Annotated in this window: 12 protein-coding genes; 10 read left to right on the forward strand and 2 right to left on the reverse strand. The window is 63.7% G+C overall.

The window, feature by feature from the left end; all coding sequences use genetic code 11:
- Nucleotides 1-68: 68 nt before the first annotated feature.
- The 10 genes from RFM40_RS02315 (at nt 69) to RFM40_RS02360 (ending at nt 8,890) form a co-directional block, all read left to right on the forward strand.
- Entirely contained in the window at nt 69-392 is a 324-nt protein-coding gene (locus RFM40_RS02315; RefSeq protein WP_320226000.1) for an FtsB family cell division protein, read from the forward strand.
- Between the two features lie 175 nt (nt 393-567).
- The gene (gene pdhA, locus RFM40_RS02320; protein WP_320225998.1) at nt 568-1,614 is read left to right on the forward strand and encodes a pyruvate dehydrogenase (acetyl-transferring) E1 component subunit alpha; all 1,047 of its coding nucleotides are present in this window, start codon (nt 568-570) and stop codon (nt 1,612-1,614) included.
- Between the two features lie 15 nt (nt 1,615-1,629).
- Complete coding sequence (locus RFM40_RS02325; RefSeq protein WP_320225996.1) at nt 1,630-3,015, forward strand: pyruvate dehydrogenase complex E1 component subunit beta; 1,386 nt, start codon at nt 1,630-1,632, stop codon at nt 3,013-3,015.
- Between the two features lie 18 nt (nt 3,016-3,033).
- Nucleotides 3,034-4,401: a pyruvate dehydrogenase complex dihydrolipoamide acetyltransferase gene (locus tag RFM40_RS02330; protein ID WP_320225995.1), complete on the forward strand. Its 1,368-nt coding sequence runs from the start codon at nt 3,034-3,036 to the stop codon at nt 4,399-4,401.
- A gap of 15 nt (nt 4,402-4,416) precedes the next feature.
- Entirely contained in the window at nt 4,417-4,842 is a 426-nt protein-coding gene (locus RFM40_RS02335; protein ID WP_320225994.1) for a cytochrome c oxidase subunit II, read from the forward strand.
- On the forward strand, nt 4,839-5,477 hold the full coding sequence (locus RFM40_RS02340) for an SGNH/GDSL hydrolase family protein (RefSeq protein WP_320225993.1): 639 nt from the start codon (nt 4,839-4,841) through the stop codon (nt 5,475-5,477). The genes RFM40_RS02335 and RFM40_RS02340 overlap by 4 nt, the downstream gene beginning before the upstream one ends.
- Before the next feature lie 27 nt (nt 5,478-5,504).
- The gene (gene lpdA, locus RFM40_RS02345; protein ID WP_320225992.1) at nt 5,505-6,950 is read left to right on the forward strand and encodes a dihydrolipoyl dehydrogenase; all 1,446 of its coding nucleotides are present in this window, start codon (nt 5,505-5,507) and stop codon (nt 6,948-6,950) included.
- A gap of 120 nt (nt 6,951-7,070) precedes the next feature.
- Nucleotides 7,071-7,328, forward strand: coding sequence for a GlsB/YeaQ/YmgE family stress response membrane protein (locus RFM40_RS02350; protein WP_059188542.1), 258 nt, complete (start codon nt 7,071-7,073; stop codon nt 7,326-7,328).
- Between the two features lie 132 nt (nt 7,329-7,460).
- Complete coding sequence (lipA, locus tag RFM40_RS02355; protein ID WP_320225991.1) at nt 7,461-8,426, forward strand: lipoyl synthase; 966 nt, start codon at nt 7,461-7,463, stop codon at nt 8,424-8,426.
- Between the two features lie 8 nt (nt 8,427-8,434).
- The gene (locus tag RFM40_RS02360; RefSeq protein ID WP_320225990.1) at nt 8,435-8,890 is read left to right on the forward strand and encodes a type II toxin-antitoxin system RatA family toxin; all 456 of its coding nucleotides are present in this window, start codon (nt 8,435-8,437) and stop codon (nt 8,888-8,890) included.
- Nucleotides 8,891-8,902: 12 nt separating this feature from the next.
- Here the strand turns inward: RFM40_RS02360 and RFM40_RS02365 are convergent, their stop codons facing one another.
- Together RFM40_RS02365 and RFM40_RS02370 are read right to left on the reverse strand one after the other, a co-directional pair.
- Nucleotides 8,903-9,385, reverse strand: coding sequence for a CinA family protein (locus tag RFM40_RS02365; protein WP_320225989.1), 483 nt, complete (start codon nt 9,383-9,385; stop codon nt 8,903-8,905).
- Entirely contained in the window at nt 9,382-10,611 is a 1,230-nt protein-coding gene (locus RFM40_RS02370; protein WP_320225988.1) for a bifunctional 2-C-methyl-D-erythritol 4-phosphate cytidylyltransferase/2-C-methyl-D-erythritol 2,4-cyclodiphosphate synthase, read from the reverse strand. The genes RFM40_RS02365 and RFM40_RS02370 overlap by 4 nt, the downstream gene beginning before the upstream one ends.
- Nucleotides 10,612-10,738: the final 127 nt, after the last annotated feature.

The following is a 10,738-nucleotide window of genomic DNA, read 5'->3' on the forward strand; positions in this document are numbered from 1 at the left end:
CATTAAGCACAATTGGGCGAAAAAGATTCGGACAGCCGCCTGCGTTCGCGGCCGCGAGGGTTCGGGTCATGTGGACACGTCAGCATAAGCAGAGAAACACCGGCAGGCTGATCATTCCGTCGCTCTGCGCGCTGTTCCTCGCTTATTTCGGCTTCCATGCCTATCACGGCGAGTTCGGCATCTACTCCAAGTACCGGCTGCAGGCCCAGGCGGCCGAACTGCAGGCCCGGCTCGATGCCGTCAAGGCGCGCCGGGTCGACTTCGAGCGCCGCGTCCAGCTCTTGCATGAAGGCACGCTGGAGAAGGACATGCTTGACGAGCAGGCCCGAAAGGCGCTCAATCTGTCTCAGCCCGACGAAATCACCATCATGCTGCCCGCCTCGACAAAATAACCGCATTTCGGTTAATCGCAGTTATTCGCAATGATTCTAATCGCTTAGATGCATGCCAGCCATGCATTTTTCAGCATGGCGCAATGCATCCTCGCATGTTAGCCTCGCTCAAATCGGTGGGGAGACGGTCGCTCTCCCTGAATGTCCGCGAAGAGACGCCAACAGGGAGTGATGCATGGCCACCGCCGCCAGAAAAGCGCCTGCCAAGTCCAAATCCAGATCCGACGGCAAATCGTCGACCCTTTCCACCCCCAAGCCAGCCGAATTCACCAAGGAAGAAGAGCTTTCCGCCTACCGGCACATGCTGCTCATCCGCCGCTTCGAGGAGAAGGCGGGCCAGCTCTACGGCATGGGCTTCATCGGCGGCTTCTGCCACCTTTATATCGGCCAGGAGGCCGTCGTCACCGGCATGAAGATGGCGCTGGTCGAGGGCGACCAGATGATCACCGCCTATCGCGACCACGGCCACATGCTGGCGATGGAGCTGTCGCCGCGGGGCGTCATGGCCGAGCTCACAGGGCGCCGCGGCGGCCTGTCGAAGGGCAAAGGCGGCTCCATGCATATGTTCTCCAAGGAGAAGCATTTCTATGGCGGCCACGGCATCGTCGGCGCGCAGGTTTCGCTCGGCACTGGTCTCGCCTTCGCCAACCGCTATCGCGACAACAAGAACGTCTCGCTGACCTATTTCGGCGACGGCGCCGCCAACCAGGGCCAGGTCTACGAAAGCTTCAACATGGCTTCGCTGTGGAAGCTGCCGGTGATCTACATCATCGAGAACAACCGCTACGCCATGGGCACGTCCGTGTCGCGCTCCTCCGCCGAGACCGACTTCTCCAATCGCGGCGCCTCCTTCAAGATCCCCGGCATGCAGGTCGACGGCATGGACATCCGCGCCGTCAAGGCCGCCGGCGATGTCGCCGCTGAATGGTGCCGCGCCGGCAATGGGCCTCTGATCCTCGAGATGCAGACCTATCGCTATCGCGGACACTCGATGTCCGATCCGGCGAAATACCGCTCCAAGGAGGAAGTGCAGAAGATGCGCTCCGAGCATGACCCGATCGAGCAGGTCAAAGCGCGGCTGATGGACAAGAAGTGGGCGAGCGAGGACGAGCTCAAGGCCATCGACAAGGAGGTTCGCGACGTTGTCGCCGATGCCGCCGAATTCGCCCAGAACGACGCTGAGCCGGATCCGTCCGAGCTCTGGACCGACATCGTACTCTAAGGAGAGGGCTAGGACATGCCGATCGAAATTCTCATGCCCGCGCTCTCGCCGACGATGGAAGAGGGCAATCTTTCCAAATGGCTGAAGAACGAAGGCGACAAGGTCGTCGCCGGTGACGTGATCGCCGAGATCGAGACCGACAAGGCAACGATGGAAGTCGAAGCCGTCGATGAAGGTACGCTTGCCAAGATCGTGGTTCCCGCCGGCACCGAAGGCGTCAAAGTCAACGCGGTGATAGCCGTGCTTGCGGTCGATGGTGAGGACGTCGACAAGGCCGGCGAAGGCATTGGCGAAGAGGCTGCCAAGACTGAACCAGCCGCGCCAGCGCCGGCGCCGGCCAAGAGCGAGGCTGCGGCGCCTGTCGCTGCCGCGCCCAAGGCGGAGGTTGCCGCCGATCCGGATATCCCCGCTGGCACCGAGATGGTCTCGACCACGGTGCGCGAGGCGCTGCGCGACGCCATGGCCGAAGAGATGCGCCGCGACGGCGATGTCTTCGTCATGGGTGAGGAGGTCGCCGAATACCAGGGCGCCTATAAGATCACGCAAGGCCTGCTGCAGGAGTTCGGGCCCCGTCGCGTCGTCGACACGCCGATCACCGAGCACGGCTTTGCCGGCGTCGGCGTCGGTGCGGCGATGGCCGGCTTGAAGCCGATCGTCGAGTTCATGACCTTCAACTTCGCCATGCAGGCGATCGACCAGATCATCAATTCCGCCGCCAAGACGCTCTATATGTCCGGCGGCCAGATGGGAGCGCCAATCGTGTTCCGCGGGCCGAACGGCGCGGCGGCACGCGTCGCCGCGCAGCACTCGCAATGCTATGCCGCCTGGTACAGCCACATCCCAGGCCTGAAGGTGGTGATGCCGTATACGGCCGCCGATGCCAAGGGCCTGCTCAAGGCTGCGATCCGCGATCCCAACCCGGTCATCTTCCTCGAGAACGAAATCCTCTACGGCCATTCCTTCGACGTGCCGAAGCTCGACGATTTCGTGCTGCCGATCGGCAAGGCCCGCGTCCATAAGCAGGGCAAGGATGTCACCATCGTCTCCTTCGGCATCGGCATGACCTACGCGGTCAAGGCGGAAGCCGAGCTGCGTGGCATGGGTATCGATGCCGAGATCATCGATTTGAGGACCGTCCGGCCGCTCGACTTCGACACCGTCATCGCCTCGGTCAAGAAGACCAACCGGCTGGTGGTGGTGGAGGAAGGCTTCCCGCAAAGTTCGGTCGGCGACCATATCGCCAGCCAGGTGTCGCAGCGCGCCTTCGACTTCCTCGACGCGCCGGTCATCACCATAGCCGGCAAGGACGTGCCGATGCCCTATGCGGCAAACCTCGAGAAGCTGGCGCTGCCCAATGTCGGCGAGGTCGTCGAGGCGGTCAAAGCTGTCACCTATCGCTAAGCCGGTCGGGAGGATCACATGCCAATCAACATCACCATGCCGGCGCTCTCGCCCACGATGGAAGAGGGCAATCTCGCCAAGTGGTTGGTCAAGGAGGGCGACAAGGTTTCGCCCGGCGACGTGATCGCCGAGATCGAGACCGACAAGGCGACGATGGAAGTCGAGGCCGTCGATGAGGGCACGGTCGCCAAGCTCGTCGTTCCGGCCGGCACCGAGGGCGTCAAGGTCAACGCGGTGATCGCCATCCTGGCCGGCGAAGGCGAGGATGCCAGTGCCGCCGCGAAAGCCGATGGCGCCGCCGCACCCAAGGCGGAAGCGTCGAAAGCGGACGCTCCGAAGGCCGAAGCGCCCAAGGAAGCGCCGAAGCCGGCCGCCGCGGCCTCAGCGCCGGCGAAGGCCGAGCCCGCTCCTGTCGCCAACGGCCATGCCGGCGGTGAACGCGTGTTCGCCTCGCCGCTTGCGCGCCGCATCGCCAAGGACGCCGGGGTCGACGTGGGGGCGCTGGCCGGCTCCGGCCCGCATGGCCGGGTGGTGAAGATTGACGTCGAGACGGCGATTGCCTCTGGCGGCGCCAAGGCGGCGCCTGCCGCCAAAGCGCCCGCGGGTGCGCCGGCAGCAGCCCCTGCCGCGAAGCCGATGTCGGACGACCAAGTGCTGAAGCTGTTCGCGGAGGGCTCCTACGAGCTCATCCCGCACGACAATATGCGCAAGACCATCGCGCGCCGCCTGGTCGAGGCCAAGAGCACCATCCCGCATTTCTATCTGACGCTCGACTGCGAGCTGGACGCGCTGCTGGCGCTGCGCACGCAGCTCAATGCGGCAGCGCCGATGAAGAAGACCGAGAAGGGCGAAGTTCCGGCCTACAAGCTTTCGGTCAACGACATGGTGATCAAGGCGATGGCCATGGCGCTGATGGCGGTGCCGGACGCCAACGCCTCCTGGACCGACAACGCCATGGTCAAGCACAAGCACGCCGATGTCGGCGTCGCCGTGTCGATCCCCGGCGGCCTGATCACGCCGATCATCCGCCACGCCGACGAAAAGACGCTGTCCACCATCTCCAACGAGATGAAGGACCTGGCGAGCCGCGCCCGCAGCCGCAAGCTTAAGCCCGAGGAGTACCAGGGCGGCACGACGGCCGTCTCCAATCTCGGCATGTTCGGCGTCAAGGACTTTGCCGCTGTCATCAACCCGCCGCATGCGACCATCCTCGCGGTCGGCGCCGGTGAAGAGCGCGCGGTGGTGAAGAAAGGCGAGATCAAAATCGCCACCGTGATGTCGGTGACGCTGTCCACCGATCACCGTGCCGTCGACGGCGCGCTCGGCGCCGAGCTGCTCGGCGCCTTTAAGCGCATGATCGAAAACCCAATGGGCATGCTGGTCTAGGAAGGAAAAGAGGCGGTGCGGAAGTTCTTCACCAGCCTTTTCGCCTTCGTCCTTTCCGGTCTGGCTGGCGCACTGGTCGTTCAAGAGCTGGCCGTGCTGACCGGCGCGACCGAAGAATACATTCTGGTCTTCGCGGCGACGGTGATGATCATCATCGTCGTGACGATCGCCTTCTTCCTGGTCCAGTTCCGGGCCGAGCCGGTCCGCGCGGTCGACCGGATGCTGTGGTGGCTGCTTGCGATCTTCGCGATCATTCTGATTGCGCTCGCCGGCTGGACGTTTTCGGTGCCGGCCGAGAACCGGGCGACCGCAAGCGACCTTTCGATCGTTGCCGGACTGATCCTGCCCGGCGTTTTGGCGATCATTGTGCAATGGCTGTTCGTGCGCTGGCGGCTCAAGCGCTCGCCGGCACCGTTCGGCAAGGGTGGGACAAGCGCATGAAGACAATTCTCTGCTACGGCGACTCGCTGACCTGGGGCTACGACGCAGCCAGCCTCGGCCGCCATGCGCCCGAGGACCGCTGGCCGAGCGTGCTCAAGGCGGCGCTGGGCGACGGCATCGAGGTCGTCGCCGAGGGACTGAACGGCCGCACCACCGCCTTCGACGATCATCTGGCCGGCGCCGACCGCAACGGCGCCAGGCTTCTGCCGACAATCCTCACGACGCACGCCCCGCTCGACCTGATCATCTTCATGCTCGGCGCCAACGACATGAAGCCGTGGATCCACGGCAATCCGGTGGCTGCCAAGCAAGGCATGCAGCGCCTGATCGATATCGTGCGCGGCCACGACTATCCGTTCGACTGGCCGGCGCCGCAGATTCTCGTCGTCGCGCCGCCCGCGGTGACGCGCACCGACAATGCTGAGTTCAAGGAAATGTTCGCCGGCGGCGACGACGCCTCGAAGCGGCTGGCGCCGCAATATTCCGCGCTTGCCGACGAGGCCGGCTGCGGCTTCTTCGACGCCGGCAGCGTCGCCACGACCACGCCGCTCGACGGCGTCCACCTCGATGCCGAGAACACGCGGCGGATCGGCCATGCGCTGGCCCCGCTCGTGCGTGTGATGCTCTCACTCTAACCCCGAGAAAGATCAGGGAGAAAACCCGTGGCTGAATCCTACGACGTCATCATCATTGGCTCTGGCCCTGGCGGCTATGTCACGGCGGTGCGTTCCGCCCAGCTCGGCTTCAAGACGGCGATCGTCGAGCGCGAGCATCTCGGCGGGATTTGTCTCAACTGGGGCTGCATTCCGACCAAGGCGCTGCTGCGCTCGGCCGAGATCATGCACTATTCGGATCACCTCAAGGATTACGGCCTGAAGCTCGACGGCAAGGTCAGCCCCGACACGGCCGCTGTCGTCGACCGCTCGCGCAAGGTGTCGCTGCGGCTGAACGGCGGCGTCGGCTTCCTGATGAAGAAGAACAAGGTCGACGTCATCTGGGGTGAAGCGAAGCTTTCCAAACCCGGCGAGATCGTCGTTTCCAAGACCGCCAAGAAGCCGATGGAACCGCAGCCGCCTGTGCCGAAAGGCGTAAAGGGCGAGGGCACCTATACGGCCAAGCACATCATTCTGGCGACCGGCGCCAGGCCGCGGGCTCTGCCCGGCATCGAGCCGGACGGCAAGCTGATCTGGACCTATTTCGAGGCGATGGTGCCGAAGGAGATGCCGAAGTCGCTGCTGGTGATGGGCTCGGGCGCCATCGGCATCGAGTTCGCCTCCTTCTACCGCACCATGGGCGCCGACGTGACGGTGGTCGAATTGCTGCCGGCGGTAATTCCGGTCGAGGATGCCGAGGTTTCGAAATTCGCGCAGAAGCAGTTCGAGAAGCAGGGCATGAAGATCCTGCTCGAGGCCAAGGTGACCAAGGTCGAGAAATCAGCCAACTCGGTCACTGCTCATGTCGAGATGAAGGACGGCAAGGTCGAGAAGATCACCGCCGACCGCATGATCTCGGCCGTCGGCGTGCAGGGCAACATAGAAAATCTTGGCCTTGAGGCGCTCGGCGTGAAGACGGAGCGCGGCTGCGTCGTGGTCGACGGATACGGCAAGACCAATGTACCTGGCATCTATGCCATCGGCGACGTCGCGGGGCCGCCCATGCTTGCCCACAAGGCAGAGCACGAGGGCGTGGTCTGTATCGAAAAGATCGCCAATTTCCCCGGCGTTCATGCCATCGACAAGCTGAAGATCCCGGGCTGCACCTATTGCAGCCCGCAGGTCGCCTCGGTCGGGCTGACGGAAGCCAAGGCCAAAGCCGAAGGCAAGGACATCCGCGTCGGCCGCTTCCAGTTCGGCGCCAACGGCAAGGCCATCGCGCTTGGCGAGGATCAGGGCTTCATCAAGACCATCTTCGACAAGAAGACCGGCCAGCTTCTCGGCGCGCATATGATCGGCGCCGAAGTGACCGAACTCATCCAGGGCTTCGTCGTTGCGATGAACCTGGAAACCACCGAGGAAGAGCTGATGCACACGATCTTCCCGCATCCGACCCTGTCGGAGATGATGAAGGAAAGCGTGCTTGACGCCTATGGCCGCGCTTTGAACGCATGATAAATCGCCAATCGGTGATAGATTGGCTGCGCGAGACTCATATTCGGCAGCCGAAGAATCCTGACGGCAAGGCCGCCCATATCCGGATGCATGTTCACCTGGCACAGGAGGAGTTGGCATATGCACTTGAATGGCGTCGGCTGGATCGCAGCCATCATCATCGGAGGCCTGGCGGGCTGGCTCGCCGAGATGGTCATGAAGAGCAACACCGGCATCTTCATGAACATTATCATGGGCATCGTCGGCGCGGTCGTGCTGAATGCGATCCTGCAGGCTCTCAACATCCAGTCTTTCGGCGTGGGCTGGGTGGCCTACCTGATCACCGGCTTCATCGGCGCCTGCCTGCTGATCTTCGTTGGGCGGCTGGTGCGCCGCTGAGCCGCGTGAACAAACCGCTATGCGAAAATGGCCGTGGCGGCATGCGCCGGCGCGGCCTTTTTCTTTGCTCCGAAAAATCCTAGATGACGAAAGACAGGCGGCCGCGACACCGGCGGCCGCGAAGGGTTTGAGATGGTCACTGTTCTCGACACGATCGCCAATGCGCCGCGTCCACGGCATCCCGAAAAGGCGCACAGGCCGGACCAGGAAGTGCTGCGCAAGCCGGACTGGATTCGCGTCAAGGCGCCGGTTTCCAAGGGGTATGCCGAGACGCGCGAGATCGTGAAGTCGCACAAGCTGGTGACGGTTTGCGAGGAGGCCGGCTGCCCGAACATCGGTGAATGCTGGGACAAGAAGCACGCCACCTTCATGATCATGGGCGAGATCTGCACCCGGGCATGCGCCTTCTGCAACGTCGCCACCGGCATCCCGACCGCGCTCGATCCGGACGAGCCGGCGCGCGTCGCCCACGCGGTCAAGCAGATGGGCCTCAGCCATGTCGTCATCACCTCGGTCGACCGCGACGACCTCGCCGATGGCGGGGCGCAGCATTTTGCCGACGTCATCCACGCCATCCGCGCGGCCGCCCCTTCGACCACGATCGAGATCCTGACGCCAGACTTCCTGCGCAAGGACGGCGCGCTCGAAATCGTCGTCGCCGCCAAGCCCGACGTCTTCAACCACAATCTCGAAACCGTGCCGTCGAACTACCTGACGGTACGGCCGGGCGCCCGCTACTTCCATTCGATCCGCCTGCTGCAGCGCGTGAAAGAACTCGATCCGTCGATCTTCACCAAGTCCGGCATCATGGTAGGCCTCGGCGAGGAACGGAACGAGGTGCTGCAGCTCATGGACGACCTGCGCTCGGCCAATGTCGACTTCATGACCATCGGCCAGTATCTGCAGCCTTCGAAGAAGCACCATCCGGTGATCCGCTTCGTCACGCCGGAGGAATTCAAGTCCTTCGAGACGATCGGCAAGACCAAGGGCTTCCTTTTGATGGCGTCGAGCCCGCTGACGCGCTCATCGCACCACGCTGGCGAGGATTTCGCCAGGCTGCGCGCGGCGCGTGAGGCGCAGCTCAAGAAAGCCAGCTGACCGGTTAGATGCCGAAATTCGAAGCCACCCGCCGCGTCGCCCACACGCCGGAAAAGATGTTCGCGCTGGTGGCGGACATCGAGACCTATCCGCAGTTCCTGCCGCTCTGCGAGGCGCTGACGGTACGCTCGCGCAAGGAGCGCGACGGCCGCACCATCCTCGTCGCCGACATGAGCATCGGCTACAAGGCGATCCGCGAGACTTTTACGACCCAGGTGCTCCTGAAGCCCGACGAGAACGCCATCGACGTCAAATACATCGACGGCCCGTTCAAATATCTCAGCAATATCTGGCGCTTCGATCCGGCTGATAACGGGTGCGAGGTGCATTTCTTCATCGATTACGAGTTCAAAAGCCGCATTCTAGGCGCGCTGATGGGCACGATGTTCGACCGTGCCTTCCGCATGTTTTCCGAAGCTTTCGAGAAGCGCGCCAACCTGGTGTACGGCGCGAAGCCTGCCTGATGCGGGGATAACCTACGCCAGCGCGCGCAACCCGAGTTGCAACGCGTGCCGCACCGTCTCGTGACGGATGAACTCGCGGCCCTTGTGGCCAAACAACTGGTGCTCGGCAACCACCGGCTGACCGGCAAGTGCTACCCCAAACCAGACGAGGCCTATCGGCTTTTCCGCCGAGCCGCCGCTCGGGCCGGCAATGCCGGTGACGGCGAGGGCGAGGCTGGCACGCGAATGCGCCAGCGCGCCCGCCGCCATCTCGAGCACCGTCTCGCGCGAGACTGCGCCATGCGCGCCGAGCGTCGCGGCGGAAACGCCGAGCATCTCCATCTTGGCTTCGTTGGAATAGGTGATGAAGCCGCGATCGACCACGGCCGAAGAGCCGGCAATATCCGTCAGCGCTGCGATGATCATGCCGCCGGTGCAGCTTTCGGCTGTGGCCAGCATGAAGCCGCGTTGCTGGCAGGCCTTGAGCAGGGCGATGGCGAGTTCGGCGTTGCTCATGCCGGCACCTCTCCCGGATAGACGACGCTGGCGGTGGCAATCGCGGCTATGCCTTCGCCGCGCCCGACAAAGCCGAGCTTTTCGTTGGTCGTCGCCTTGATTGAAATACGCTCGGGCGCAATGCCGAGCATCGAGCTAAGCGCCGCCGTCATCGCCGCGCGGTGCGGCCCGACGCGCGGCGCCTCGCAGATCAGCGTGACGTCGGCATTGGCGATACGCCCGCCGCGCTCGCGCACCAGCCTGGCGGCATGTTCGACGAACATCTTCGAGGCAGCACCCTTCCACTGCGGATCCGACGGCGGGAAATGCGTGCCGATATCGCCGGCGCCGCAGGTGGCGAGCAGCGCATCGGTAAGGGCATGAAGGCCGACATCGGCGTCGGAGTGGCCGGAAAGTTTCCGATCATACGGAATGGCGACGCCGCACAGCGTGACGTAGTCACCGGGCTCGAAGGCGTGCACATCGTAGCCGTTGCCAGTGCGGATGTCCGGAAAGCGCGGCAGCGCGCTGGAAAGCCGCTGGTCGGCCATCGCGATATCCCTTGCCCAGGTGAGTTTGATGTTGTCCGGCGAGCCGGTGACGATCTTGACCGGAATATGCGCCCATTCGGCGATGGCCGCATCGTCGGTGAATTCGGTCTTGCCCAGATGATGTGCTTTCTCATGCGCGGCGAGCAGAGGCCAGAATGGAAAGCCTTGCGGCGTCTGCGCGGCATGAAGGCCGGCCCTCGAAACCGTCTCCTCGATCATGCCTGTTGCCGATTCCCGTTTGAGCGTGTCGGCCACGGGCAGCGCGGGCAGCGCACCCTGACGCTCGCCGATGGCTTCGATGGTGCGGTCGATCAGCCCGGCATCGACGAACGGGCGCACCGCGTCATGCACCAGCACCTTTGCCGGCGCCTGGTCTCTCAGGGCCAACAGCCCGAGACGGACGGACGCTTGGCGGGACGGACCGCCGGTGACGGCAAGCACCCGTCCGGCAATGGCTCCCGCCGCGCGGTCAAAAAGCCCGCGGTCATCGGCATGGATCGCCACGACCACCGGTCCGACATTGGGATGCGACAGGAATCTTTCCAGCGTGTGCGCAATGACGGCGCGGTCGCCGATGCGCTGATACTGCTTCGGCCCATCGGCCTGCCCGGCGCGCGCGCCACGACCGGCGGCGACGATGACCACGCCGACCTTGCCCTCCGCGGCCGAACCCTGATTTTCACTTGCATCAGTCATGGCGAGAGGCTTAGTCGCGGCTCGAAAGGAAGGCCAGCATTTTCCAAAATGCGCCTTAATGTGACGTCATTGCGCATTGCACAATGGCTTGTATCTGGCTAGAGAATGTGCAGCAATCGAATATGCT

Source organism: Mesorhizobium captivum (assembly GCF_033977165.1).
Classification (GTDB): Bacteria; Pseudomonadota; Alphaproteobacteria; order Rhizobiales; family Rhizobiaceae; genus Mesorhizobium; species Mesorhizobium captivum.

What these genes read in the sequence shown, in the direction of transcription:
- RFM40_RS02360 (WP_320225990.1), top strand. Translation starts at nt 8,435, where the DNA reads ATGCCGAAATTCGAAGCCACCCGCCGCGTCGCCCACACGCCGGAAAAG.
- RFM40_RS02325 (WP_320225996.1), top strand. Translation starts at nt 1,630, where the DNA reads ATGCCGATCGAAATTCTCATGCCCGCGCTCTCGCCGACGATGGAAGAG.
- RFM40_RS02370 (WP_320225988.1), bottom strand. Translation starts at nt 10,611, where the DNA reads ATGACTGATGCAAGTGAAAATCAGGGTTCGGCCGCGGAGGGCAAGGTC.
- RFM40_RS02365 (WP_320225989.1), bottom strand. Translation starts at nt 9,385, where the DNA reads ATGAGCAACGCCGAACTCGCCATCGCCCTGCTCAAGGCCTGCCAGCAA.
- RFM40_RS02350 (WP_059188542.1), top strand. Translation starts at nt 7,071, where the DNA reads ATGCACTTGAATGGCGTCGGCTGGATCGCAGCCATCATCATCGGAGGC.
- RFM40_RS02315 (WP_320226000.1), top strand. Translation starts at nt 69, where the DNA reads ATGTGGACACGTCAGCATAAGCAGAGAAACACCGGCAGGCTGATCATT.
- lipA (WP_320225991.1), top strand. Translation starts at nt 7,461, where the DNA reads ATGGTCACTGTTCTCGACACGATCGCCAATGCGCCGCGTCCACGGCAT.
- RFM40_RS02330 (WP_320225995.1), top strand. Translation starts at nt 3,034, where the DNA reads ATGCCAATCAACATCACCATGCCGGCGCTCTCGCCCACGATGGAAGAG.
- RFM40_RS02340 (WP_320225993.1), top strand. Translation starts at nt 4,839, where the DNA reads ATGAAGACAATTCTCTGCTACGGCGACTCGCTGACCTGGGGCTACGAC.
- pdhA (WP_320225998.1), top strand. Translation starts at nt 568, where the DNA reads ATGGCCACCGCCGCCAGAAAAGCGCCTGCCAAGTCCAAATCCAGATCC.